Origin of the sequence: Acidiphilium sp. AL (assembly GCF_025499445.1) — a bacterium.
Lineage (GTDB): Bacteria > Pseudomonadota > Alphaproteobacteria > Acetobacterales > Acetobacteraceae > Acidiphilium > Acidiphilium iwatense.
On sequence record NZ_JAIMBZ010000010.1, the window covers coordinates 17638 to 40861 of the forward strand.

25 protein-coding genes are annotated in these 23224 nt (G+C 67.1%); 8 read left to right on the plus strand and 17 right to left on the minus strand.

Annotated elements, in window-relative coordinates; all coding sequences use genetic code 11:
- Positions 1-89 precede the first annotated feature (89 nt).
- A complete protein-coding gene (locus AiwAL_RS08470; protein WP_235702429.1) occupies positions 90-290 on the plus strand; it encodes a hypothetical protein in 201 nt (66 codons plus the stop codon).
- Positions 291-737: 447 nt separating this feature from the next.
- On the opposite strand, the gene paaD is transcribed toward AiwAL_RS08470, so the two are convergent.
- Positions 738-1217, minus strand: a complete 480-nt coding sequence (gene paaD, locus AiwAL_RS08475; protein ID WP_235702428.1) for a 1,2-phenylacetyl-CoA epoxidase subunit PaaD — start codon at positions 1215-1217, stop codon at positions 738-740.
- A 229-nt stretch (positions 1218-1446) separates the two neighbouring features.
- On the opposite strand from paaD, the gene AiwAL_RS08480 reads away from it, so the two are divergent.
- Positions 1447-2319 carry a Kdo hydroxylase family protein gene (locus AiwAL_RS08480; RefSeq protein ID WP_262312511.1) on the plus strand — a complete coding sequence of 291 codons (873 nt, stop codon included), beginning with the start codon at positions 1447-1449 and terminating at the stop codon, positions 2317-2319.
- Here the strand turns inward: AiwAL_RS08480 and dmeF are convergent, their stop codons facing one another.
- Genes dmeF through AiwAL_RS08510 form a run of 6 tightly spaced genes read right to left on the minus strand, consistent with a single transcriptional unit; the run spans position 2320 to position 6928 of the window.
- Entirely contained in the window at positions 2320-3537 is a 1218-nt protein-coding gene (gene dmeF / locus AiwAL_RS08485; protein ID WP_235702426.1) for a CDF family Co(II)/Ni(II) efflux transporter DmeF, read from the minus strand.
- 27 nt (positions 3538-3564) lie between these two features.
- Positions 3565-4536, minus strand: coding sequence for a glycosyltransferase family 2 protein (locus tag AiwAL_RS08490; protein ID WP_235702425.1), 972 nt, complete (start codon positions 4534-4536; stop codon positions 3565-3567).
- 23 nt (positions 4537-4559) lie between these two features.
- A complete protein-coding gene (locus AiwAL_RS08495; protein ID WP_235702424.1) occupies positions 4560-5465 on the minus strand; it encodes a polyprenyl synthetase family protein in 906 nt (301 codons plus the stop codon).
- The gene (locus AiwAL_RS08500; RefSeq protein ID WP_235702423.1) at positions 5462-5710 is read right to left on the minus strand and encodes an exodeoxyribonuclease VII small subunit; all 249 of its coding nucleotides are present in this window, start codon (positions 5708-5710) and stop codon (positions 5462-5464) included. The genes AiwAL_RS08495 and AiwAL_RS08500 overlap by 4 nt, the downstream gene beginning before the upstream one ends.
- A gap of 38 nt (positions 5711-5748) precedes the next feature.
- Positions 5749-6678 (minus strand): histone deacetylase family protein, encoded by a 930-nt coding sequence (locus AiwAL_RS08505; protein ID WP_235702422.1) that lies wholly within the window; start codon positions 6676-6678, stop codon positions 5749-5751.
- A 1-nt stretch (position 6679) separates the two neighbouring features.
- Positions 6680-6928: a sulfurtransferase TusA family protein gene (locus AiwAL_RS08510; RefSeq protein WP_407932499.1), complete on the minus strand. Its 249-nt coding sequence runs from the start codon at positions 6926-6928 to the stop codon at positions 6680-6682.
- Between the two features lie 78 nt (positions 6929-7006).
- Here AiwAL_RS08510 and AiwAL_RS08515 point away from each other — a divergent pair, with 78 nt between their 5' ends.
- Positions 7007-7903 carry an ROK family protein gene (locus AiwAL_RS08515; protein WP_235702421.1) on the plus strand — a complete coding sequence of 299 codons (897 nt, stop codon included), beginning with the start codon at positions 7007-7009 and terminating at the stop codon, positions 7901-7903.
- Between the two features lie 137 nt (positions 7904-8040).
- Here the strand turns inward: AiwAL_RS08515 and AiwAL_RS08520 are convergent, their stop codons facing one another.
- Positions 8041-8625 carry a YdeI family protein gene (locus AiwAL_RS08520; RefSeq protein ID WP_262312512.1) on the minus strand — a complete coding sequence of 195 codons (585 nt, stop codon included), beginning with the start codon at positions 8623-8625 and terminating at the stop codon, positions 8041-8043.
- A gap of 472 nt (positions 8626-9097) precedes the next feature.
- On the opposite strand from AiwAL_RS08520, the gene AiwAL_RS08525 reads away from it, so the two are divergent.
- A complete protein-coding gene (locus AiwAL_RS08525; RefSeq protein ID WP_262312513.1) occupies positions 9098-9274 on the plus strand; it encodes a hypothetical protein in 177 nt (58 codons plus the stop codon).
- Positions 9275-9291: 17 nt separating this feature from the next.
- Here AiwAL_RS08525 and cysQ read toward each other — a convergent pair whose 3' ends face one another.
- Entirely contained in the window at positions 9292-10056 is a 765-nt protein-coding gene (gene cysQ / locus AiwAL_RS08530; protein WP_235702585.1) for a 3'(2'),5'-bisphosphate nucleotidase CysQ, read from the minus strand.
- A gap of 107 nt (positions 10057-10163) precedes the next feature.
- Here cysQ and AiwAL_RS08535 point away from each other — a divergent pair, with 107 nt between their 5' ends.
- Complete coding sequence (locus AiwAL_RS08535; RefSeq protein ID WP_235702584.1) at positions 10164-11678, plus strand: leucyl aminopeptidase; 1515 nt, start codon at positions 10164-10166, stop codon at positions 11676-11678.
- 10 nt (positions 11679-11688) lie between these two features.
- Here the strand turns inward: AiwAL_RS08535 and AiwAL_RS08540 are convergent, their stop codons facing one another.
- Positions 11689-12081 carry a type II toxin-antitoxin system HicB family antitoxin gene (locus AiwAL_RS08540; protein WP_235702418.1) on the minus strand — a complete coding sequence of 131 codons (393 nt, stop codon included), beginning with the start codon at positions 12079-12081 and terminating at the stop codon, positions 11689-11691.
- Between the two features lies 1 nt (position 12082).
- A complete protein-coding gene (locus tag AiwAL_RS08545; protein ID WP_235702417.1) occupies positions 12083-12277 on the minus strand; it encodes a type II toxin-antitoxin system HicA family toxin in 195 nt (64 codons plus the stop codon).
- A gap of 35 nt (positions 12278-12312) precedes the next feature.
- On the opposite strand from AiwAL_RS08545, the gene AiwAL_RS08550 reads away from it, so the two are divergent.
- Positions 12313-13434 carry a DUF563 domain-containing protein gene (locus tag AiwAL_RS08550; protein WP_262312514.1) on the plus strand — a complete coding sequence of 374 codons (1122 nt, stop codon included), beginning with the start codon at positions 12313-12315 and terminating at the stop codon, positions 13432-13434.
- Here AiwAL_RS08550 and AiwAL_RS08555 read toward each other — a convergent pair.
- The 6 genes from AiwAL_RS08555 to AiwAL_RS08580 form a co-directional block, all read right to left on the minus strand.
- Positions 13425-13946 carry a TIGR00645 family protein gene (locus AiwAL_RS08555; protein ID WP_235702415.1) on the minus strand — a complete coding sequence of 174 codons (522 nt, stop codon included), beginning with the start codon at positions 13944-13946 and terminating at the stop codon, positions 13425-13427. The two genes, AiwAL_RS08550 and AiwAL_RS08555, sit on opposite strands and share 10 nt — an antisense overlap.
- Positions 13933-16026, minus strand: coding sequence for an FUSC family protein (locus tag AiwAL_RS08560; protein ID WP_235702414.1), 2094 nt, complete (start codon positions 16024-16026; stop codon positions 13933-13935). The genes AiwAL_RS08555 and AiwAL_RS08560 overlap by 14 nt, the downstream gene beginning before the upstream one ends.
- Positions 16013-18241 carry a DNA topoisomerase IV subunit A gene (parC, locus tag AiwAL_RS08565; RefSeq protein WP_235702413.1) on the minus strand — a complete coding sequence of 743 codons (2229 nt, stop codon included), beginning with the start codon at positions 18239-18241 and terminating at the stop codon, positions 16013-16015. Before parC ends, AiwAL_RS08560 begins: the two co-directional genes overlap by 14 nt.
- 161 nt (positions 18242-18402) lie before the next feature.
- Positions 18403-19134, minus strand: coding sequence for a DNA repair protein RecO (gene recO / locus AiwAL_RS08570; RefSeq protein ID WP_235702412.1), 732 nt, complete (start codon positions 19132-19134; stop codon positions 18403-18405).
- A 6-nt stretch (positions 19135-19140) separates the two neighbouring features.
- Entirely contained in the window at positions 19141-20433 is a 1293-nt protein-coding gene (locus tag AiwAL_RS08575; protein WP_235702411.1) for a hypothetical protein, read from the minus strand.
- Positions 20430-21584 (minus strand): amidohydrolase, encoded by a 1155-nt coding sequence (locus tag AiwAL_RS08580; protein ID WP_235702410.1) that lies wholly within the window; start codon positions 21582-21584, stop codon positions 20430-20432. The genes AiwAL_RS08575 and AiwAL_RS08580 overlap by 4 nt, the downstream gene beginning before the upstream one ends.
- Positions 21585-21767: 183 nt before the next feature.
- Between AiwAL_RS08580 and AiwAL_RS08585 the strand changes: the two genes are divergently transcribed.
- A complete protein-coding gene (locus AiwAL_RS08585) occupies positions 21768-22382 on the plus strand; it encodes a carbonic anhydrase (protein WP_235702409.1) in 615 nt (204 codons plus the stop codon).
- Positions 22383-22396: 14 nt separating this feature from the next.
- The gene (gene panB, locus AiwAL_RS08590) at positions 22397-23221 is read left to right on the plus strand and encodes a 3-methyl-2-oxobutanoate hydroxymethyltransferase (protein ID WP_235702408.1); all 825 of its coding nucleotides are present in this window, start codon (positions 22397-22399) and stop codon (positions 23219-23221) included.
- Positions 23222-23224 lie beyond the last annotated feature (3 nt).

Genomic DNA, 23224 nt, shown 5'->3' on the forward strand with positions numbered 1-23224 from the left:
CACCGGCTTTTCAGTGTCCTGACTGGACGTTCATCCAACGACCATGACTGCCGGCATCAAGGTTCCGCGCGAAACTCTGCGCCGCCGGAATGAAATACAACGCGAACCACAGAATCAACAGGCAGGAGCAGAGACACGGAAGCACCGCCGTCAGGCCGGGCATCGCGATGCCGCGCCGTTCGTTCCGGCTCGAAGGCGCCTTTGTGCGCAATGACAGGGGCCGCTGCCATCCCAGCCTCATTGATGAATTCTCGATGCGATCCGGCGCGATCGAGAAGAACCGGATCTGAGCCGCATACGGGTTCATGTTTGCTCCTATGGCGCGAAGCTCCGCGCCTGCTGCCTGATGATGCAGACAGATAAGCAAACCCCATGCCAAGCCAATTCAGCCTTTGCTCCTGGTGAATCCGCGCTATCGGCTCCCGTCGGATCGCCCTGAATCCCGGTTCTGGAATTACCGGTCTCGTGCCGTCCCGGATTTCAGAACGATCCTGAAATCCCGGCACGGCACGTTAGAGCGGGCAATTTCACAGCTCTGCGGGTCGCTGCGCGATTCCGCTTAAAGCCATATCGTTCTTATACCATGTCTCGCTGATCGCGACCCATGGTATTCGCTCTTTATGTTCGCGCGCGCCGCCCGCCAACCCGCGCGCATACCAAATCTCATGAGTCGAGATTCATGAGATTGGTTATTAGTGTGGTGGCTCTGAAGTTCCTACGCATAGCGGCATTTGAAGCTAATGGCACTTGAAACGGTCGAAGCTTTCGCCGCATTCGGTGCAGTGCCACACCGCGCGGCAGGCGGTCGCGCCGAACGGACTGATTTCCTCGACCGCGTCGGCCAGGCATTTCGGGCAGACCACCGGCTTGTTGCGTTCCGGCGGGGCGATGCCGGCGTCGCGCAGCTTGCGCAACGCGTCTGCCGACATCAATTCGGTGCTCCAGACCGGGCTGGTCACCATCGTCACCTTGACCGGGAAAATTCCCGCCGCCGTCAGGGCCCTGCTGATTTCCAGCGCGATCATGTCGAGCGCGGGGCAGCCCGGATAGGTCGGCAGCATCAGTACCTCGACGCCGCCCTGATAAGGGAGAATGTCGCGCAAAATGCCGAGATCGACGACGCTGAGCATCGGCAGCTCGGGGTCGGCAATGCATTCGACCACCGCACGCGCGCGGCGGACGATGTCGGTTGCAACCAGGTCGGTTTCGTCGCTCATGGCGGGCTCCGGCAGGACGGGAACGGATGTCGGATATTCATGGAGAGAACGACCGGACGGTGCAAGCGATGTATCCGGGCGGATTTGGGCAAATAGGTCCGGTCTGGTTCCTTTGTTTCACGTGAAACAAAGGACAGTTATTATGACTAACTTTTTGTCACAGCGACACCGCTCATCTCGATAAAATGTGATTTCATCTTTGCCGGAAATCGTCTAGAATTCGCCTGCTATGATCGAAACCTTGGACATCGTTTCCTGGGCCGGTCCCTATGACGACAATTTCCGCCGGCGTGCCGCCGAGCGGCTCGAGGCGGGGGCGGTTCTGCTGTTCCCGTCGCTCGGCTTTCCGCTCGACGACACGGAGACGGCGCTGGTCCGCTCCGCCGGCTCGGATGGTTCGGCCAAGAATATCAGCCTCGATCCCGCGACCGGCCAGTGCAAGGGCAGCACCATCTCCGGCACCGAACTGGCAACGCTGACCGCGATGCTCGACCGGTTCGGCAAATCGGCGCGGTCCCTGGTCGAAGGATTGTTGCCGCATTATGCCGCCGGGCTCGAACGGGCGCGGACCAGCTTCCGCCCGGTCGAGATTTCCGGCCGGCACTCCTCCTGGCGGCAGGACGACAAGCGCCTGCATGTCGATGCGTTTCCGAGCCGCCCGATGCAAGGCCGGCGCATCCTGCGCGTCTTCGCCAATATCGACCTCGACGGCACGCCGCGCCATTGGCGGATCGGGCCGGATTTCAAAACCTATGCGGCGCGGTTCCTGCCGTCCTTGCCGCGCGCGGTGCCGGGAAAATCCTGGCTGCTGCACCGGCTCGGCGTAACCAGGGCGCGGCGCAGCCGCTACGACGAGGTGATGCTGTTTCTGCACGACGCCGCCAAGCGCGATCTCGGCTGGCAGCGCGATGCGCCGGTACAGGAGGTCGATTTTCCGCCCGGCTGCGCCTGGGCGGTGTTCACCGATCAGGTGGCGCACGCGGCGACCGCCGGGCGCAATGCGCTCGAACAGAGTTTTTATGTCGAACCGGGCGCGCTGGCGCGGCCGGAGACCGCGCCGCTCGCCGTGCTGGAGCGCATGTGCGGCGCGGCTATGGTCTGACTATACGACTTCCTCGACCTCGACGGTGACGTGCGAGAGTTCGCGAATCGCGGCGAGCTGCGCCTTGTAGCGCTCCGGCGGCGCGGGCGCGGGCGACTGGAGCGCGATGATCGCCCCGAGATGGCCCGGCCCGAGGCGCCAGACATGCAGATCGGTGATCCGGTTGCCGTCCCGCTCCAATGCCGAGCGAATCCGCGCCGGAATATCCGGGCTCGGCGTCATGTCGAGCAGGATGGCGCCGGCGGCGCGGATCAGCCCATAGGACCAGTTGGCGACGACGCCGGCACCGACGAGCCCCATGATCGGGTCCATCCAGACCCAGCCAAGGAATTTCGCCATCAGCAACCCGGCGATCACCAGCCCGGAGACCGCCGAATCGGCAAGCACATGGACATAGGCGGCGCGCATGTTGTTGTCGCGATGCAGCGCATCGTCATGCGCGTGCTCCGCGAACGCGATGTCGTGGGTTTCCGACGTTCCGCCCCGATCCAGCCGCACGACCGCCTGGAACTGGTGCGGTTCGGGGATCTCGTCGCGCGACTCCAGAAAACCGCTGCGCGCGACCATGGCGAAGCTCTGGCGCGTGCCATCCGGCCTGACGGTTTCGATGGTCGCGGCGAGGCCCTCGGCCGGGCCGGTCAGGCGGAAGCGCGGCGGTACGCCGTCTTCGAACACCTCAAGCGCGAACAGGCCGAACCGGCTCTGCACCGGATGCGCGTCGTCGTGATGATGGTCGTGCCCATGGTCGTGACCGTGATGATGATCATGGCCATGGTCGTGATCGCCAGCGAGCAGCAGCGCGCTCGCCGCGTTCACCGCGAGGCCGATAACCGCGATCGGGATGGCGGCGGCATAGTCGATATGTTCCGGCGCGAAAAACCGGCTGATCGCCGCGTAGCCGATCAGGAGCGCGAACATCGCGAGCACGATGGCGCTGGCGAAGGCGGCGAGATCGCCGAATTTGCCGGTGCCCAGCGCAAATCGCGAATCCTCGGCATGGCGGCGCGCATAGCGGTAGGCGAGGGCCGCGAGCAGCATGACGCCGGCATGGGTGCTCATATGGATGCCGTCGGCGACCAGGGCGATCGAATGGAACAGAGTTCCGCCGACGATTTCGACCAGCATCATCGCCGTGGTCAGCGCCACGACGAACCAGGTGCGGCGCTCGTTGCGCGCATTGCTCTCGCCCAGGAAGATATGCCGGTGCCCGTTCGTCATCGGGTCATCATAGCCGGAAAAACCGGATCAGAACAGGAAGCGGCGCTCGGCGTTCCAGCCATCGGCGAGGCGGCGGGCTTCGACCGACTGGTCGATCAGCCTGCCATGGCTGCGGGCGAGCTGCTCGGCGTAGCGCAGCAGAAGTTCAAGGGCTTTCAGCGCGGGATCGGCGGGTTCGGTATAGCGCAGCGCGCCGCCGCGATAGGCCAGAGGCGCTTCCTCGGCGATCGAACGGTCCGCGCCGGGCGAGAAATAGAGCGGATTGCCGACGAGCGTGCCGGGCGTATCGCGCAATTGCTCGAATGGCGCGCGGTAATGCGCCGCCCAACCCTGCGCCATCGCCGCCTCGCCGGCGGCGAGGATCTTGAGCCAGCCATTGACTATTTTATGGAGGTTCTGCCAGCCGGAGCGGCGCGAATAATGGGCGAGGCCGATGCGCCGGTCGAGCGGCGCCGGTAACATCCTGCCGTCGAGAAATCCGCAGTGATTGCCGGCATCGATGACGACACGGGTACCCAGACCGCCGCGCACGAAGATTTTGTAGGTGCCGGTGGGCGCGCGCATCCGCCAACGCATCCTGACCGGCACGACCGGCTCGGTCCGGTCGTCTTCCGCATAGTCAAAATAATGGATGAGCGGCACGGTGATCGCCTGATCGTCGTCATCGCGGCCGGCAAGCGCTTCGGCGAGGCTGGTTTCGGTCTCGGCCGCGATGAATTCGTCGGCGTCGAGAAAAATCACCCAATCGGCCCGGTGCATCTGGTCGGCGAGGCGATAGAGCCAGGTGTTGAACGAGGCTTCGTCGAACCGCGCCGACAGGGTCTGGAACACGGTGAGGGGAAACCCCTCGTCCTTGAGCGCTTTCAGGATGGCGAGGGTACGGTCGGTGCTGCCGTTGTCGAGAAAGATCATGTGCCCGACATGGACCGCGTTGTGGCGCACGAAGGCTTCGACGATATCGTCTTCGTTCAGGATGCGGGTGACGGCAACCAGGCGCATCGCCCTCACCCGCCCTGCATCGGCTAGCTGCGCCGGGCGACGGTGAAGGCGGCCAATGCCCGGAGCAGGTCGGCCTTTTCGCCGAAACTGTCGAGATAGGTCGCGGCCTGCTGGGCGAGGTGCCCGGCGTGCATGCGCGCGCGCTGGACCCCCATCACCGAGACCATGGTGGCCTTGCCCTGGGCGGCGTCCTTGCCGGCGGTTTTGCCCAATGTCGCCTCGGAGCCTTCGGCATCGAGAATATCGTCGGCGATCTGGAACGCGGCGCCGAGATCGCGGCCATAGGCGGCGATGAGATGGCGCAGCGGACCGGGCGCGCGGCCGAGAATCGCCCCCGCCTCGGCGCTGTACTGGATCAGCCGGCCGGTTTTCAGCGCCTGCAGCCTTGTGATCATCGGCGGTTCCAGCGTTTGGCCTTCCGAGACCATGTCGATCATCTGCCCGCCGGCCATGCCGCGCGCGCCGGAGGCGGCGCCGAGGGCGGCGACCAGTTCGCAGCGCGCCTCGGGGTCGGAATGGGTGTCGGGCTCGGCGAGAACCTCGAAGGCGCGGGTCTGCAGCGCATCGCCGGCGAGGATCGCGGTCGCTTCGTCGAACGCCTTGTGGCAGGAGGGTTTGCCGCGCCGGAGATCGTCATTGTCCATCGCCGGAAGATCGTCATGGACCAGGGAATAGGCGTGCAGCATCTCGACCGAGGCGGCGACCCTGGCCGCGCAGGTGATATTGACCGAGAACATCCGCGCGGTTTCGATCACCAGAAAGCCGCGCATCCGCTTGCCGCCGCCGAGCACGGAATAGCGCATCGCCTCGACCAGCCGGCGCTCCTCGCCTTCGGCCAGCGGCAGCAGCGCATCCAGCTCGGATTCGATGATCGAAGCAGCATCGTCCAGCGCCGCGCGCAGCGTTGTGTTCTCCGGCGCGAGATTCATGGCGCGTCCTTCAGCGAGAGCGCGCCGCCGGCGCCCGCGACGATCGCCTGCACCCGGCTTTCCGCCTCGGCGAGCCGCGCGTCGCAATGGCGCTTCAGCGCGGCGCCACGCTCATAGGCGGCGATGGCGTCCTCCAGTCTTTGCTGGCCGGATTCCAGCCCGCGCACGATGCGTTCGAGTTCGGCCAGCGCCTCCTCGAACGAGAAGGACGCAATATCAGGCGCGGGGTCCGGCGTGGTTGGCATCGGAATAACTCCTGGATTTCCCGTGCGGTAGCGGCGAATCAGATGCGCATCAAGGCGCGGACATGCGCCGCGCTGCCCGCCGCCAGAGCGCCGAGATCGTAGCCGCCTTCGAGCAGCGAGACGATGCGTCCGCCGCAATGGCGCTCGGCGACATCCATCAGCGCGGTGGTCACCCAGGCGAAATCCTCGGTCTCGACATTGAGCTGGGCGAGAGGATCGGCGCGGTGCGCATCGAACCCCGCCGAGACGATCAGCAGTTCCGGGGCGAACCAATCCAGCGCGGGGATCAGGATGTCGCGCCACGCCGCGCGGAATTCCGCCGATCCGGTATCGGGCCGGAGCGGGGCGTTGACGAGGTTGCCGGCGATGCCGCGCTCGGTGGCGCGGCCGGTGCCTGGGTAGCAGGGGAATTGATGCGAGGAGGCGTAGAACAGATCGGCGTCGTTCTCGAAGATCGCCTGGGTGCCGTTGCCGTGATGGACATCGAAATCGGCGACCGCGATGCGGCGCAGCCCGTGGGCGCGGGCGTGGTTGGCGGCGATCGCCGCGTTGGCGAACAGACAGAACCCCATCGCGCGGTCGGGCTCGGCGTGGTGGCCGGGCGGGCGGGTCGCGACGAAGGCGGCGCGCGCCCAGCCTTCCAGCACCGCATCGACCCCGCGCATCGCGCCGCCGGCGGCGCGCAGGGCGGCACGCAGCGTGCCGGGGCTGGCCACCGTATCGGCATCGAGATGGATGTGCTGGCCGGGTTCCGGTTCCAGAGCGAACATCGCATCGACATACTCGTCGCGATGCACCGCGCGGATCGCCTCTTCCGGCGCTTCGGGCGCGGCTTCGCGCAGCAGGGGCTGGAACTCGGGCGCTTCGAGGGCGGCGAGCACGGCGCGCAGCCGGGCCGGACGCTCGGGGTGGTGCGGCCCGGTATCGTGATCGAAACAGTCGGGGTGGGTGATCAGGGCGACCGGCATGTCAGGTTTTCGCGCCTTCGCCGCGCCTGATGGTGAAGCTGAACACGCCTTTCGCCTCGCTCCAGGAGATCAGGGCGTGGCCGTTGTCGCGGCAGAAATCGCGGAAATCGGCGACGGTGCCGGGATCGGTCGCGAGCACGCGCAGTTTTTCTCCGGCATCGAGCGCGCGCAGGGCGCGCGCGGCGCGCAGCACCGGCATCGGGCCCTTGAGGTATTTCGCGTCGATCACCGCTTCCGCCATGGGCACCATGGTGACGCCTCGCGGCCTCTTGAGCAAGAGCCGCGTTGGAGGATAGAGGGACAAGCGAACCCGCACATAGGATGGACCATGACCTATCGAATCGGCATCGATCTCGGCGGCACCAAGATCGAGATCGCGGCCCTGATGGCGAGCGGCGATCTCGAACACCGGGTGCGGGTGCCGACACCGCCCGATTATCGCGCGACGATCGAGACGATCGCCGAGCTGGTCGCGGGCGCCGAACGCGCGCTGGGACCGGCCCACGGCATCGGGATCGGGATTCCCGGCACGATCAGCCCGGCCACCGGCTTCGTGAAGAACGCCAATTCCGAGCGGCTGAACGGCAACCCGTTCGACAAGGATCTGGAGGCGCGGCTGGGCCGCAAGGTGCGGGTTTCCAACGACGCCAATTGCTTCGCGATGAGCGAGGCCGCGGATGGCGCCGGCGCCGGGGTGAATTGCGTGTTCGGGGTGATTGTCGGCACCGGGTGCGGCGGCGGCGTCGTGGTGAATGGGCGGGTGCTGGAAGGGCGGCACCGGATTGCTGGCGAATGGGGCCATACCCCGCTGCCCTGGCCGCGCGCCGACGAAATGCCGATGCGCCGATGCTGGTGCGGCAAGGTGGGGTGCCTGGAGACCTATGTGTCCGGCCCGGCGCTGGCCGCCGAGGCGGACGGGATCGGCGCGCGCGATGCCGGCGGGCTGCCGGCGCGCGCGGAAGCGGGCGACGAACGAGCGATCCGCGCACTCGATATTCATGCCGAGCGGCTGGCGCGCGGGCTGGCGATGATCGTGAACATCCTGGACCCGGACGTGATCGTGCTCGGCGGCGGCCTGTCCAATCTCGATCATCTGTACGAGCGGGTTCCCGCGCTGATGCCGCCCTATGTGATCAGCGATACGTTCGAGACGCCGATACGGCGCAACAAGCACGGCGATTCGTCGGGCGTGCGCGGCGCGGCATGGCTGTGGCCGGCGGGGTGAGCCAGCCGGCGCATCGCATTGGGCAGCGGCGATTTAAACGGGCCTCGCTGGAACGAAAATCAAGAATTTCGCACCAGCGGAAATCGACCCATGTCGGTCACCGGACCGCCGAGTGGACGATCCCGAAAGCGGTCGTTTCAGCCGTGAACGGTCTCTCCGCGTTCTAGCATACCAACGAAGTCCCTGATCTTTCGGGCTCTGGTTTCAGCTTTCTTCACCGCGCCAATCCGATACAAGATCGCATATCGGTTAGCGCCAGTGAGCGTAGCGAAGAAAGCTGCGGCCTTCGGGTTCGCATCGAGCGCGGTCTGCAAATCCGGTGGAACCTCAGCTTTGCTAGCTGGTGCATACGCCGCCTCCCATCTGCCATCTGCCTTCGCGTTATCAATTTCCAACTGTCCAGACGCCTGCATGCGCCCCTCCGAAATCAGTTCCAGCGCGCGTTTCCGATTTACATCCGACCACTTGCTGCGCGGTCGGCGTGGGGTAAAGCGTATCAACCAGCTTTCAGCATCATACTTGTCGAGTTGACCGTCGATCCAGCCATAGCAAAGGGCACTGTCGATCGCGTGAGCTTTGGTGACGCTGGCGACGCTCGAACCCTTCTTATGAAATCTAACCCATGCACCGTTGGAATCGCTCGGTTGCGCCGCCAACCAGCTCTCCAGTGCAATTTGATTAGCAAATGAAACTATCGGAAGGCCAGAACGCAATTCAGTCATTCTCTACCCTTAGCGCGGTCCGTGGATTCGATAAAGGTCCGCTTCCGTTAACCCGGGTCTGATAGCTGTCGATCCGCAAACCACCCAATTTTGCCGTTTGGTGCATAATTCGCGATTTCAGGCCAATGTCACCCCATAGACATGGAGCGGGCCTTTGTGGTGCGGAATTCCGGTGCATAGTCTGGGCGTGATTCACGACCGAGCATGGGGTTCGGCGGGCGGTGGTGCCCGGAGCAGAAATGTTTGCCGCGATGCGCTTTCAAGGCGGGCAGGAAGATGATCGACATTCCATGCCAGCCGTGCATCCGCACGGTGCAAGACAGGCGTAAGCCGGCCCTTCCGGTCGCTGGATTGCTTCGCCCGCGTCACGCGGGCTCGCAATGACGGGCCGTGTGGATTGGTTCGCCCGCGTCACGCGGGCTCGCAATGACGGGCCGTGTGGATTGGTTCGCCCGTGTCACGCGGGCTCGCAATGACGGGCCGTGTGGATTGGTTCGCCCGTGTCACGCGGGCTCGCAATGACGACGCGGCCGGCGGCGGCTTCGAGCTGGATGCGGTGAAAGCCAGGGCGGCCAAGGCCGGGATGCCGTATCAGCGTTTCATCCGCCAGGCGCTCGAAGCCGCCGTGCAGCCGCGCAAAAGGGCGTAAGCTGCACGCGGTGTCCGCTATCCCCGGCCAAAACACAGAAAATGGGGGTTTTCGAAGCCTTGTTTGCCGTAGCGGAGCGGAAATTCGTCCATGGTGAGGACGCGGCCGCCGGCGGCTTCGAGCACCGCCTGGGGGGCGGCGGTGTCCCATTCCATGGTGCGGCCGAGGCGCGGGTAGAAATCGGCGACGCCCTCGGCGAGGCGGCAGAATTTCAGCGCCGAGCCGATATTGGTGAGCTTGGCGACCTTGTAGCGGGCGAGATAGGCCGCGAGTTGCGGGTCATCGGCGTAGTGGCGCGAGGCGTAGACGGTGATGCCCTCGGCCGGCGGGGTGCGCGCCTCGATTCTGGTGGTGCCGCTGGCGTCGCGCTTCCAGGCCCCCTGGCCGACGATGCCGGCATAGACGATGCCCTGGGCCGGCGCGCCGACCGCGCCGAGCACCGCCCTGCCGTCCGCCACCAGCCCGATGCAGACGGCGAATTCATCGCGCCCGGCGGCGAATTCGCGGGTGCCGTCCAGCGGGTCGACCAGCCAGAATTTTGCACCAGGTTCGGTGATGCGCCCGGCGGCGACTTCTTCCTCGGCGATGACCGGAATGTCCGGCGTGGCGTCGCGCAGCCCGGCGACAATGAGTTTTTCGGCACGCGTGTCGGCCAGGGTGACGGGGGAAAAATCGTCCTTGCGATCAATAGTGAATCCGGCCTGACGGACCGCGAGGATTTCGCGGCCGGCGGCTTCGGCGAGGCGCGCGGCCAGTTCCAGGAGTTCGGTATCGTTCGGCATGGCGTTCATGGGTGCGGCTGATATCGCGGGGCTTGGAAAACGCCAAATTGGCGGGCATGGTGCGCGGCGAAACGAAACGCCGCCACGACAATTGGGGATGGGACCGGATGATCGACATCGCTTTCGCCAAGGCCGCTTTGCCGAAATCGGGCGCGCTCGCGCTGCTGCTGGGTGAGGGCGCGGCGCTCACCGGCCTCGCCGCCGAGCTGGATGCGGCGCTGAAGGGCGGGCTCGCCCGCGCGCTCGCCGCCGCCGCGTTCAAGGGCAAGCGGGATCAGAGCGCCGTGCTGCTGGCCCCCGGCGCCGGGCTCGACCGGGTGGTTGCGGTGGGGCTCGGCAAGCTCGATGAACTCACCGCGCATCATGCCGAGACCGCCGGCGCGAAAGCCGCCGCCGCGCTGCAAAAGGACGAGCAGGCGAGCATCGCGGCGGACGGGCTGGATGCGGCGATGCTCGCCCATGCCGGGCTCGGCGCGCGGCTGCGCAGCTATCGGTTCGACAAATACCGCACCACGCTGAAGGAGGACGCGAAGCCGAAGCTTAAGCGGGTGACCATTCTCGCGGGCGACGCGGCGGCGGCGCGCACGGCGTATATCCCGCTGGCGGCGGTGGCGTCGGGGGTCGAACTGACCCGCGATCTGGTTTCCGAGCCCGCGAATATCCTCAGCCCGGAGGAGATGGCGGACCGGGCGAAGGCGCTGAAATCGCTGGGCGTTGCCGTGGAGGTGTTCGACCGGCGCGATATGGAGAAGCTCGGCTTCGGCGCGCTGCTCGGCGTCGCGCAGGGCAGCGAGAACGAGCCGCGCATGGTGGTGATGCAGTGGCTCGGCGCGACGCCGGCGGAGGAGCATGGGAAATCGGGTAAGAAAGCGGCCAAGCCGGCGCCGAAGGAGCCGGTGGTGTTCGTCGGCAAGGGCGTGACCTTCGACACCGGCGGGATTTCGATCAAGCCCGCCGCCGGGATGGAGGACATGAAATGGGACATGGCCGGCGCGGGCACGGTGATCGGGCTGATGGCGGCACTCGCGGGACGCAAGGCGCGGGTCGATGCGGTCGGGCTGGTCGGGCTGGTCGAGAACATGCCGTCGGGCAATGCGCAGCGGCCGGGCGACGTGGTCACATCCTATTCCGGCCAGACCATCGAGGTGCTCAACACCGACGCCGAGGGGCGGCTCGTGCTGGCCGACGTGCTCTGGTACGCGCAGAAGCGGTTCGCGCCGCGCTTCATGGTGGATCTCGCGACCCTGACCGGGGCGATCATCGTCGCGCTCGGCCACGAGAATGCCGGGCTGTTCGCCAATGACGACGTGCTGGCGGAGCGGCTGATCGCGGCGGGCAAGGCCACCGGGGAAGACGTGTGGCGGATGCCGCTGGGCGAGGCCTATGACAAGCTGATCGATTGCGAGATCGCCGATATGAAGAATATCGGCAACGGACGGGCCGGCGGATCGATCACCGCCGCGCAATTCCTCAAGCGCTTCGTCAACGGCAAGCCCTGGGCGCATCTGGATATCGCGGGCATGGCCTGGGGCACCAAGGAGGGCGCGCTGGCGCCTAAGGGTGCGACCGGGTTCGGCGTGCGGCTGCTCGACCGGCTGGTGGCCGAGCATTACGAGCAGTAATGCCGGAGTTCTATGCCCGGATACGCTCGCGCACGGCCTGCGCGAGCACGCCGGACCGGCTGAAACCATGCCGCTCCGCATAGCGGTCGACCGCCTGCAGCAAATCCTCCGGCAGGGTGATGTTGACGCGGACCGAGCGGGATTTGGTTTCGCAGCGCACCAGGATGCGGGCAGCGATGTCGATATCCCCCAGCCAATCCGGGGTGGTATCGAGGTTGCCGGGCTCGGGGATGGCGTCGCCATGTTCGGTGCTGAGGTCGAGCCAGGTGGCGAGCGCTTCCTCGGCGTTGCGCGCCGCTTCCTGCACCGTGTCGCCCGCGCTGACGCAGCCAGGCAGATCGGGGAAAATCACGCCGTAGCCTTCGGTACCTTTCTCGATGACGGCGGGGTAGTAGCGGATCATTCTAGTTCTCTTTCAGCGTGATGCCGGATTGCCGCTCAATGCTGCGGAGCGTGCCAATCGGCAGGTCTTTCTTCGGATGCGGAACAGTCACGGTTCCGGGGCGTTCGTCGTGCCGAAGGTGATGGTGGCTGCCGGTGATCCGAACCGTCTGCCATCCGGCTTTGGTCAATGCCTTCAGGACGAGGCGGCTATTCATATGTGGATTTATACACATAATTATGTGATGTCAACATGGGGCTGAATTCGACAACGGCACAATCCGGTGGATGGTCGGGGCTTGTACGGCTCGGGGATGCGCCGGTTACGCGCATCCGGTTGGCGGGGGCGGCGATGCCGCGCCCCTTGCCCCGTCTGTGCATCGACGATGTGGCACTGGTCGCCGAGCACTGGGTGCAGTTTCACGCGGACGGGATGGCGGGCGAGCCGTTCGATCTCGCGTCGCTGGGGCCGATGGCGGTCAGGCTGAACGGGCCGGGGCTGATCTGGCGCGGCGGCGCGCTGCTCGACGATGACGCGATCATGCCGGTTTACGTGAAGCCGGTGCTGGAGAAATTCCGCGACGCGCTGGTCGCCGCGCCCTGCGCCCTGCCGGTGCGGCGGGATGGCAGGACGGCGCTGGTGTTTCATGGCTGGGGCATTCAGGTGTTCGGCCATTTCCTGATCGAGATGCTGCCGAAGCTTTTACTGGCGCGGCGCTTTCCCGCCGTGTTCGGCGACGCGATGCCGGTGCTCGACCGGGCGATGCCGGACTGGCTGCTGCGGAGTCTCGACCGGCATTTCGGCATCGGCGACGCGGGCGCGATCTGGTTCGATTCGCGAAGCGAGCAACTCGACCTGGATCGGGCGATTATTCTGCCGCTGGTCTCGCGCGCGGCGGGGTATCATCCGGCGGCGCGCGCATGGTTCGCCGAATTCGCGGCGCGCATCGCGGTGCCCCCATCGTCGCCGATCGAGCGGCTGTTCGTGGCGCGCGGCGAATTTTCCAACCCGGCGGCGCCGAACCGCGTGCTCGCCAACGAAGCGGAGCTGGCGGATATCGCCGCGCGCGCGTTCGGGTTTTCCGTGGTGCATCCCGAAACGCTGGAATTCGCCGAGCAGGTGGGGCGGTTCTCGCAGGCGCGGGTAGTTCTGGGCCAGGCGGGTTCGGGCATGCATAACGCGCTGTTCGCGCCCGAGGGTGCCGCGGTGGGGGTGATCCGGTTCACCGCACCCGACCAGTCGCATATCGCGGCGCTGCGCGGCCAGCGCATCGCCTATTTCACCGAAGGCGTGGCTGAAACCGCGCCCGGCGTGTTTCGCGCAGATGCCGGAAAATTCAGGCGTTTCGTCGCGGCGCTGTGCGGTCAGCCATGACCGGCGACCCGGTCGGTCAGTGCCAGTAACAGGCCGGTGACGACGAAGGCGAGCATCAGCCCGCCCTGGAACAGCACCACCCGGTCCGGCTCGCCGCGCACCTCCAGGAACACGCGCAGCACATGGACCGCGGCGATCGCGGTGATCGAGCCCATCAGTTTCAGCTTCAGCCCGCTGAAATCGATATTGCCCATCCAGTCCGGCCTGCGGTCGCCCTCCGCCAGGGTGATGCGGGCGACGAAATTCTCGTAGCCGGTGAGGATCACCAGGACGACCAGATTGGCGGTGAGCGAGAGGTCGATGAGCGACAGCGCCGTCATGATGACATGGGTTTCGTCCATCGTCGGCAGGGTCGGCACCGCGTGGATCAGTTCGAGCACGAAGCGCACGACCAGCAAGGCGAGCAGAACCAGCATCGCGAGATAGAGCGGGGCGAGCAACCAGCGCCCGCCGAACAGCAGCGCCTCGACGATGCGCACCGCGCGCGGTGGTTTTTCGTCACTCCCGTTCATGATCGGCCTCACGATGCAATGCCTCGGCGACAAGTTCCGCCTGCCGCGCGAGCCGGGTCAAGCTTTCCCGTGCCACTTCGCCGCCGACCGGCGCCGGCGCCGGCGAGGCTGGGCCGCGCGCGGGATCGAACGCGGCATCCAGCCAATCCCGCCACGCCTGCCAGAGCGGACGGTCTTCGGGTGCGGCCGGTGCGCGATCGAAACCGAGCACGGCGAGTCGCCCGGCGACGCGGCGCAGCGCGGCATCGGCCACCAGCGCCGAGCGCAGCAGCGGATCGCGCGTGCGATGGGGTTCCATCAGGGCGCGCGAGATCGACGCTTCGAGATTGTTGCTGGCAAGCCCGGCCTGCCGCCGCGCCGCATCGGGCAACGGTGCCCGGTCGAGCAGATGCGCGAAACTCGCCGCGAGATAGGCGCGATGCGCGGCGATCGCCTCATCGCGCGCCGAGGCAAGCCGGTTGCTCTCGAAGCTCGGCCAGAGCGCGAGATTCGCGGCGACCGCGAGCAGGCCGCCGGCAAGGGTGAAGCCGACCCGCGAGGCCGCGATGCGCCACTGATTCATGCCGGGCGCGATCTGTTCGATCAGCAGTACGATCATCGGCGTGAGGATCGCGATATAGGCGCTGTAATTCACCCCGCGAATCGCGAAGGCGAGCATGGTCAGCGGGATCATCGCGAGCGCGAGTTCCAGCCGGGTGTGGCAGACCAGGCCGATCAGCGCGGCGATGACGCCGCCCGCCGCGGTGCCGGCGACCCGCTCGATCGCGCGCACCCAGGTTCCCGCGAAATGCGGCTGAAGCACGAAAATCACCGTGATCGCGAGCCAGTGGCCGAACGGATCGCCCAGCCAGAACACGAAGCCGAGCACCGGCGTGCTGACCAGCGCGGTGCGCACCGCATGGCGCAGCGGCACTGAATTCCAGGTTAGGTTGGCGCGGATCGGGCCGAAGATCGTCTCGCGCCAGTCCGGGGCGGTACCGTCTGTCAGTGGCTGCGGGCCCGGCGCCTTCGAGACGTTCAGCACCACCGCGAGCCGTTCGGCGACGACATCGAGCAGGCGGTGCAGCGCGATGCCGGCAGGGAGACTTGCGGCGGCTTCGCGCAGGCTCGCGAGGGATGCGTGCAGCTTGTCGATGTCGAGCGAGCGATCCGCCTCGATCGCCGGGGCGACGGCGTCGAGCAGGGCGGCGAGATCGCGCAAGGCGGGTGCGACGGCGCGGCGCGGCGCCGGATCGGCAGCCAGCGCCTCGCCGATCGCGATCAGGGCGCCGAACAACTGGTCGAAAATCGCGAGGCGCAGCGCGATCGCGTTGGCGCGCGCGCTGGCAGCGCCGCGGCGCCGCAGAGTCGCGAGGGTGACGGCACGGGCGCGTTCGATCGCCTCGCGCACCGCGCGCCGATGGCCGCGGGCATGGAGATCGAATTCGTCCTCACCGGAACGGGCGGTGCCGTCCGCCGCGAGATCGACCAGATCGCGGGTGAGCGACGCGAGGGCGGCGGCGATATCGGCCAAGGCGGCGCGCGCCGGGCCGAACGGGCGGATGCGCCAGAGTGCGAGGGTGAGCAAGGCGGCACCGGCGGCACCGGCCCAGAACGCGACGCCCGGCGCCAGTGCCGCCGAGACGGCGCGCACCGGCGTATCGAGCGAGAGAACGGTGGCGACGGCGAGGAGATTGCCGGTCTGCAACCCGCCCTGGCCGTAGATGCGCGCGAAGCTGCAGGCGAAAATCGTCGCCCCCGCCAGCAGGATCGCGAAAGTCGGGCTGCGCGCGAGGATCAGGCCGAAGCCAGAGAAGCAGATGGCGCCGAGCACGCCGAAAATCAGCATCGGCGGCAGGCGGGCGCGCACCGGGCCGCCCGGATCGGCGAAGCAGGCGAGCAGCGCCCCGAGAGCCGCGATGCCGAGGCGAGGCGCACCGAGCAGCGAGCCCGCCGCCATGGTGCCGGCGACCGCGATTGCCGCGCGCACGCCTTCGAGCAGCGAAATCGCGCGGAAATTCAGCGTGAGGCCGGCAATCGACGGCAGGCCGGCGCGGTCGCGATCGGCGATTCCAGCGAGCGTGGCTTCAGCCCGCGCCATCGCCGAACATGCCGGAGCGCGGGAAGCCGCTGGGCGGCAGGCGGCCGGCCTGGCCGCGCGCGCCGAGCCAGTCGGCGAGCCTGGTTTCCGTGCGGGTCTTGTCGCCGAGGCGCCAGGTGAGACCGTCGGCGAGGGTGAAGGTTTTGGCGTCGGCAAGGCCGCCATCCTTGTATTTCTGCAGGATCACGCCGGCGCCGCGCGTCATCTCCGGCACCTGGTCGAGCGGGAAGACGAGCAGTTTTCGATTCTGGCCGATCACCGCGAGATGATTGCCCGATGCCTGGATGCAGAGTTTGGCTTCCTCGCCGGGTTTGACCGTGAGGATTTGTTTGCCGGTGCGCTTTTCCGCGGCGAGTTCCGCGCCGGCGACGATGAAGCCCCTGCCCGCCGTGTTCGCGACCAGGTAGCGCGCGGCTTGGTCAGCGACGAACAGGGCGACCACATCGTCCTCGTTGCCGAGTTCCACTAACAGCCGGATCGCCTGACCATCGCCGCGCCCGCGCGGCAGGTCGGCGGCGCGGATGGTATAGATGCGTCCATTGGTGGCGAACACCGCGATGCGGTCGGTGGTTTCGCAGCGGAGCAGAAATTTGAGGCGGTCGCCTTCCTTGAAACGGAGATCGGCATCGGCGGCGACATGGCCTTTCAGTGCGCGGACCCAGCCCTTGTCGGAGAGAATGACGGTGAGCGGTTCGCGCTCGACCAGGGCTTCGGCAGTGACCTCGACAACGGTTGGGGCAGCGCCGATGGTGGTGCGGCGCACGCCGAGCGGGCCGGTGCCGAAGCGCTTGCGCGTGTCCTCGATTTCGGCCTCGATCCGCGCCCAGCGCTTCGCGGGGTCGGCGAGCATCGCGGCGAGCGATTTGCGTTCGGCCGAAAGCGCTTTGTGCTCCTTGCGGATTTCCATTTCCTCCAGCCGGCGCAAGCTGCGCAGCCGCATGTTGAGGATCGCCTCGGCCTGGGTATCCGTTAGCGAAAACGCGGCGATCAGGGCTTGTTTCGGTTCGTCCTCGGTGCGGATGATGCGAATCACCTCGTCGAGATTGAGAAACACCGCGAGATAGCCTTCGAGGACTTCAAGGCGCCGGGCGATCGCGGCGAGGCGGTGGCGCGAGCGCCGTTCCAGCACGACATGGCGATGATCGAGCCAGGCGCGCAGCATATCGCGCAGGCTCATCACGCGGGGCGTGCGGTCGGCGTCGAGCACGTTCATGTTCATCGAGAAACGCTGCTCGAAGGCGGTGGCGCGGAACAGGCTGGCCATCAGCATATCGGGATCGACGTTACGCGATTTCGGTTCCAGCACGATGCGCACATGTTCGGTGCTCTCGTCGCGGATGTCGGCGAGCAGCGGGAGTTTGCGCTCGGCGAGGAGTTCGGCGACCTGCTCGATCAGGCGGGATTTCTGCACCTGATAGGGAATTTCGGTGACGACGATCTGCCACATGCCGCCCTTGAGATCGGATTTGGTCCAGCGCGCACGGACGCGCAGGGAACCGCGACCGGTCTCGTAGGCGGCGCGCAGAGTTTCGCGGTCCTCGACCAGTTCTCCGCCGGTCGGGAAATCCGGCCCCTGGACGATATCGAGAAGATCGCCGGTCGGCGTTTCGGGATCGCGGATCAGACGGATCGCGGCGGCGCACAGCTCACCAGCGTTGTGCGGCGGGATCGAGGTTGCCATGCCGACCGCGATGCCGGCGGCGCCGTTGGCGAGCAGATTGGGAAACGCGCCGGGCAGCACGATCGGTTCGCTGTCCTCGTTGTCGTAGGTGGCGCGGAAATCGACGGTATCCTCGTCGATTCCGTCGAGCAGGGCAGCGGCGATTTCGGTGAGTCGGCTTTCGGTGTAGCGCATCGCCGCCGCGTTATCGCCGTCGATATTGCCGAAATTGCCCTGGCCCTCGATCAGCGGATAGCGCGAGGCGAAATCCTGCGCGAGACGCACCAGAGCTTCGTAGATCGACATGTCGCCATGCGGGTGGAATTTGCCCATCACGTCGCCCACCACGCGGGCGCATTTCTTGAAGCCGGAGCCGGGATCAAGCTTGAGCTGGCGCATCGCGAAAATCAGCCGGCGATGCACCGGCTTCAGGCCGTCGCGCACATCGGGCAGCGAGCGCGCCATGATGGTCGAGAGCGCATAGGCCAGATAACGCTCGGATAGTGCGGTTGCGAGCGGGGTGTCCTGGATCGTGCCCCGGTGATCATCCGGCATGGGTATCGTCTCCGTTCAGTCTTCGTCTAACGAGTGCGGTGGTTCTGAAGTTCCTACGCGTATGCGGTGGCGATTTTAGGAACTTCAGAACAATGAACCACACTCGAACCATATGTTTACCTAGTGTCCCGATTCGGCAATTCGTAGAGCGCTTGGTTCGGCTACGACGAATTGCCGAATCGGGACACTAGGTCATAGAGGGCGAGGCGGGCCTGGGGAAGCGGCGCGTGGCGCGAGCCGAAGGCGTCGCGGGCGAGGAAATGGCCGGTCAGCGCCAGGCCGTCGCGGCAGGCGGCGAGATCGGCCGGGGCGTCGCCGACCAGGAATGCCGGCAGGACGAGCAGGCGGGATTCCCAGATGCCGGCGGCCTCGCGCGCGACTGCGCGGCCGGTGCGCGGCGAGACGAAGGCAAGGTTTTCGGTGACCCCGGTAAGCGCGCAGGCGGACAGATCGAGCCCGTAGCCGAGTTCGCGCAGCAGATCGACCTCGAAGCGCACCAAAGCGGGGAGTGCCGCGTTTTCGATGGCGATGCCGGCGAGCAGGCGGGCGAGGCCGAGAAACGCCGAGGGATGCGGTTCGCGCTCCGGCAGCGCGCCGGCGGCGACCGCGCAGGCGGCGCGCAGCACGGCGAGCGCCAGCGGATTTTCCATGGCAAGGGCGGCGGCGGGATGGACCAGCTCGCCGGTCAGGCTGCCGAGCTGTTCAGGCAGGCGCGCGACCCAACGGGCCGCGACCAGATTGCCTTCCTGCCAGATCGCGGCGCCCCGCCGCGCGGCGCCGCCGCGCGCGAGCCCGTGCCAGGCGCCCTGCGCCTCGGTGAGCACCACGGCGCGCAGATCGCCCTCGCCATACGGGGCGATGCTGAGGACGATGACGGGTTCGGACCACTCCAAGGCGCGTTATAGAAAGCCCGGATCGATGAATTCGGCCCAGGCGAAGCCGTTGGCATCGGCGGGATCGGCCATTTCGGTCGAAAACGCGATCCGCGCCTCGCCGAAATAAAGCGGCAGGTCGGCGGACCATTGCCGGGTTTCGCTCGCGCTCAGCACGGTTTCGTCGCGATGGATCGCGCGATCGGTCTCGCCGGCGAAAATCGCCACGCGGAACCGGACCGGCCGTGCCTCGGCATGGTTGAGGCGCAAGGTGGACTCGAACCGGCGGGGCCCGGCGAGAAACTGGCGCAGGATCAGCCGTGGCGGCAGTGCATCGGCCGGGTTCGGGTGCAGCCGGAACCCGGTATCGCTGATCGGGAAGAACGACCAGGGGTCCGAAGTGATGCCGATGCGCTCGCAGGACGTGGCGGCGCCGCCGATATCGAACGCGGCGAGCCGGCGCGGCGGAGCGACCGGCGTTTCGGATTCGCGCCTGAAGAACAGCTCGTAGTCGCGGCTGGCCCGGCGCGCATGGGTGGCCTCCGGCAGGTTGGCCAGCAGTCCGGCGGGCAAGGCAACGTCCGGTCCGGGGCGGGCGATCGCGATCAGGCGAATCCCGGCAAGTGCCGGCGCAATGGCGGCACTATCGAGGCCGGAGCAAAAATCCGGGTCGGCGATCAGCACATCCGCGCCGTCCCAGCCGAGCCGGCGATAGAGTTCGGCCAGGGTGACGGCCTGGATCGGGCCGTTTTCCATGGCGGCGAGCGCGGGGCGGCCGGTATCGGCATGGGAAGCGACGGCGTAGTGCCGCGCCGTCTCCGACACGGCGAGCCTGGCGCCGGCGATCTGGCGCCAGGGCAGCGTGTTCAGCGCATGGAGCCGGGCGAGCGCCGGCACCGCTTCCAGGCTGGCGATCGTCGCGTCCGGGTGCGCCTGGGCGAGGGCGACGCTGCGATAGCCGGCGCCGGCGCCGAGTTCGATGATGCGTTTCGGCGCGAAGGGAATGCGCAACTGCGCGGCGAAGTCGCGCATGGTGGCGGCGCAGTCGGCGGCATCGTTCGAGCCGGCACGCAGCCAGAGCGGATGGGCGAGATCCGGCCAGGACACGCTGACCAGGCCGATTTTTCCGGCCGTCGCCGCAGCGAGCGCGGCGGCGGGATCGATGGCGGGCGCCGGTTCGGGCCGCAGCGCCGGAGCAGGTTCCGGTTCGGGTGCGTCCGCCGCTTCGCCGATCAGCAACCGGGCAAGGTGCCGGCGGGTATCGGCCGAGAGCGGGGCGAGCCAGCGCGTCGGAAGCTCGGGCTCGAAGCCAGTGCTCATCCGGCAAGCGCCCGTTTCGCGGTGGCGGCGAGATAGGTGGCGGCGGCGGGCAGGATCGCGTCGTTGAAATCGTAACCCTGGTTGTGCAGGAACGCGCCCTTGCGCGCCGGGCCGTTGCCGATCCAGGCATAGGCGCCGGGGATTTCGCGCAGATACCAGCCGAAATCCTCGCTCGCCATGGTGGGCGGCAGATCGCGCCGGACCGGCATGCCGATGCTCGCCGCAGCCTCGGCGGCGAGTTCAGCTTCGGTCTTGTGGTTGATGGTGGCCGCGACGGTGCGTTCGAACACGACATCGGCGCGGCAGCCCATCGCCTCGGCGGTGCCGGTCACCACCGCCCTGATCCGCGCCGAGACCAGCTCGAACACTTCGGGCCTCAGCGCGCGAAAGGTGCCGCGCATGGTGACGGTGTCGGGGATCTGGTTTTCCGCCTCGGCGCCCTGAAGCACGCAGATCGAGACCACGGCGGCGTCCAGCGGGTTGACGTTGCGGGCGACCACCGATTGCAGGGCGACCAGGATATGTCCGGCGCACATCACCGGGTCGCTGGTGAGATGTGGCATCGCGGCGTGGCCGGCATGGCCGTGCACGGTGATGGCGATACGCTCGCCCTGGGCCATCATCGGGCCGTCATGGATCATCACCGTGCCGGCATCGAGGCCGGGCCAGTTGTGGTAGCCGAAGATGCGCTCCATCGGGAAGCGCGCGAGCAGGCCGTCGGCCATCATCGCGCGGGCGCCGCCGAAGCCTTCCTCGGCGGGCTGGAACACCAGATGCACCGTGCCTGACCAGTCGGGGTCGTCGCGCAGCAGGATGGCGGCGCCGAGCAGCGAGGTGGTGTGCCCGTCATGGCCGCAGGCATGCATCACCCCCGGATTGGCGGAGGCGTAGGGCAGGTTGGTGGCCTCGACGATCGGCAGCGCGTCCATATCCGCGCGCAGGCCCACGCTGCGATTGCCGCCGCGCCGCAAGGTGGCGACCACGCCGTGGCCGCCGATGCCGGCTTCGAACGGGATACCGAGTTCGGTGAGTTTGTCGCGGACGAACTGGGCGGTTTTTTCCTCGTGCAACGACACTTCGGGGTGCCGGTGCAGATGATGGCGCCAGGTCGTGAGCGTATCGGCGATGCGTTCGGCGGCGAAATCGGGCATGGGAACACCTGTTGGTCGGACAAAAGAGATAAGCCCCGGTTCCGGCACTCGGCAAGAGGCGGATTTGCCGCACCGCACCAAGGTTGCTACAGGCAGGTGCCCTGCCCCTGAAGTTCTTGCATGGACTTCAGAAATCAGCAGGTCACCAAAATAATAGAGTCTGGTGTTCCGAAGGGGATGCGCATGGACGAACTGATCAAGGGATACCGGCGGTTTCGCACGGAACGCTGGCCGCACCAGCGGGACGCCCTGGAGGCGCTGGCGCGCGACGGTCAGCAGCCGCACACGCTGGCGATCGCCTGCTGCGACTCGCGCGTCGCCCCCGAGATGATTTTCGACTGCGCGCCGGGCGATATCTTCACCGTGCGCAACATCGCCAATCTGGTGCCGCCCTATGCGCCGGACATGGCGAATCACGGCACCTCGGCAGCGCTGGAATTCGGGGTGAAGGTGCTGAAGGTGCGGCGCATCGCGGTGATCGGCCATAGCGGTTGCGGCGGCATCCACGCGCTGCTCCACGAACCGCCGGCCGAGGCGAGCGATTTCGTCGCGAACTGGGTGCGCATCGCCGAGCCGGCCAAGCGCCGGGCCGAGGCGGTCGCGGACGGCGATGCCGAGGCGCTGCGGCGGGCGGCCGAGATCGAGACCGTGCGGGTTTCGCTCGAAAATCTCGCGACGTTTCCCTGGATCGCCGATGCGCGCGACGCCGGGCATCTGGCCGTGCAGGGATTTTATTTCGATGTCGGCACCGGCACGCTCGGGCGCGTCCTGCCGGATGGCGGACTGGGCGAACCATGACAACGGAGAACGGGATGGACAAGCCTGTCGGACAGGTCACGCCGGCGCGGAAGACGGACCGGAAATCGATCGCGTCCTGGGATCGCGCCAAGCGCGACGGCGAAATTCGCGCGCTGATCACTGCCTATGACTATCCGTTCGCGCGGCTGGCGCAGGAGGCGGGGATCGACGGCATCCTGATCGGCGATTCGCTGGGAATGACCGTGCAGGGCGAGCGCGATACGCTGCGCGTCAGCCTCGACCAGATCGTGTATCATACCGGGCTGGTCGCGCGCGGCGCGCCGGACTGCCTGATCATGGCCGATCTGCCGTTCGGCAGCTTCGAGGCGGGACCGGCGCAGGCCTTCGCCAGCGCCGCCGAACTGCTCAAGGCCGGGGCGGATGTCATCAAGCTCGAAGGCGGCGCCGCCATGGTGGAGACCGTGGGGTTCCTGTCGGCGCGGGCGGTGCCGGTCTGTGCGCATATCGGGCTGACGCCGCAGCATGTGCGGCAGTTCGGCGGGTTCAAGCGCCAGGGCAAGACCGAGGATGCGGCGGCACGGCTGATCCTGGATGCGGTCGCCCTGGCCGAAGCCGGTGCCCGCATGGTGCTGATGGAAGCGATCCCCACGCCACTCGGGGCCGAGATCACCCGGCGCGTGGCGGTGCCGACCATCGGCATCGGCGCGGGCGGTGGCACCGATGCGCAGATTCTGGTGCTGCACGACGTGCTTGGCCTGACCGGCGGCTATGTGCCCGGTTTCGCCCGGACCTATCTGGACGGCGCCGGGCTGGTCCGGGGCGCGATCGGCCACTATGCCGAGGAGGTCAGGGCGCGGGCGTTTCCGCCCGAGTCTTGATCG

Bases quoted from the DNA above. Each gene is read 5' to 3' on its own strand.
- AiwAL_RS08470 (WP_235702429.1), top strand. From the start codon at position 90: ATGAAATACAACGCGAACCACAGAATCAACAGGCAGGAGCAGAGACAC.
- AiwAL_RS08545 (WP_235702417.1), bottom strand. From the start codon at position 12,277: ATGAATAGCCGCCTCGTCCTGAAGGCATTGACCAAAGCCGGATGGCAG.
- dmeF (WP_235702426.1), bottom strand. From the start codon at position 3,537: ATGACGAACGGGCACCGGCATATCTTCCTGGGCGAGAGCAATGCGCGC.
- paaD (WP_235702428.1), bottom strand. From the start codon at position 1,217: ATGAGCGACGAAACCGACCTGGTTGCAACCGACATCGTCCGCCGCGCG.
- AiwAL_RS08510 (WP_407932499.1), bottom strand. From the start codon at position 6,928: ATGGTGCCCATGGCGGAAGCGGTGATCGACGCGAAATACCTCAAGGGC.
- cysQ (WP_235702585.1), bottom strand. From the start codon at position 10,056: ATGCCGAACGATACCGAACTCCTGGAACTGGCCGCGCGCCTCGCCGAA.
- AiwAL_RS08555 (WP_235702415.1), bottom strand. From the start codon at position 13,946: ATGAACGGGAGTGACGAAAAACCACCGCGCGCGGTGCGCATCGTCGAG.
- AiwAL_RS08575 (WP_235702411.1), bottom strand. From the start codon at position 20,433: ATGAGCACTGGCTTCGAGCCCGAGCTTCCGACGCGCTGGCTCGCCCCG.
- AiwAL_RS08525 (WP_262312513.1), top strand. From the start codon at position 9,098: ATGACGGGCCGTGTGGATTGGTTCGCCCGTGTCACGCGGGCTCGCAAT.
- AiwAL_RS08560 (WP_235702414.1), bottom strand. From the start codon at position 16,026: ATGGCGCGGGCTGAAGCCACGCTCGCTGGAATCGCCGATCGCGACCGC.
- AiwAL_RS08495 (WP_235702424.1), bottom strand. From the start codon at position 5,465: ATGAATCTCGCGCCGGAGAACACAACGCTGCGCGCGGCGCTGGACGAT.
- AiwAL_RS08580 (WP_235702410.1), bottom strand. From the start codon at position 21,584: ATGCCCGATTTCGCCGCCGAACGCATCGCCGATACGCTCACGACCTGG.
- AiwAL_RS08515 (WP_235702421.1), top strand. From the start codon at position 7,007: ATGACCTATCGAATCGGCATCGATCTCGGCGGCACCAAGATCGAGATC.
- AiwAL_RS08585 (WP_235702409.1), top strand. From the start codon at position 21,768: ATGGACGAACTGATCAAGGGATACCGGCGGTTTCGCACGGAACGCTGG.
- AiwAL_RS08500 (WP_235702423.1), bottom strand. From the start codon at position 5,710: ATGCCAACCACGCCGGACCCCGCGCCTGATATTGCGTCCTTCTCGTTC.
- AiwAL_RS08540 (WP_235702418.1), bottom strand. From the start codon at position 12,081: ATGATCCGCTACTACCCCGCCGTCATCGAGAAAGGTACCGAAGGCTAC.
- AiwAL_RS08480 (WP_262312511.1), top strand. From the start codon at position 1,447: ATGATCGAAACCTTGGACATCGTTTCCTGGGCCGGTCCCTATGACGAC.
- AiwAL_RS08490 (WP_235702425.1), bottom strand. From the start codon at position 4,536: ATGCGCCTGGTTGCCGTCACCCGCATCCTGAACGAAGACGATATCGTC.
- panB (WP_235702408.1), top strand. From the start codon at position 22,397: ATGGACAAGCCTGTCGGACAGGTCACGCCGGCGCGGAAGACGGACCGG.
- AiwAL_RS08535 (WP_235702584.1), top strand. From the start codon at position 10,164: ATGATCGACATCGCTTTCGCCAAGGCCGCTTTGCCGAAATCGGGCGCG.
- AiwAL_RS08550 (WP_262312514.1), top strand. From the start codon at position 12,313: ATGGGGCTGAATTCGACAACGGCACAATCCGGTGGATGGTCGGGGCTT.
- AiwAL_RS08520 (WP_262312512.1), bottom strand. From the start codon at position 8,625: ATGACTGAATTGCGTTCTGGCCTTCCGATAGTTTCATTTGCTAATCAA.
- AiwAL_RS08505 (WP_235702422.1), bottom strand. From the start codon at position 6,678: ATGCCGGTCGCCCTGATCACCCACCCCGACTGTTTCGATCACGATACC.
- parC (WP_235702413.1), bottom strand. From the start codon at position 18,241: ATGCCGGATGATCACCGGGGCACGATCCAGGACACCCCGCTCGCAACC.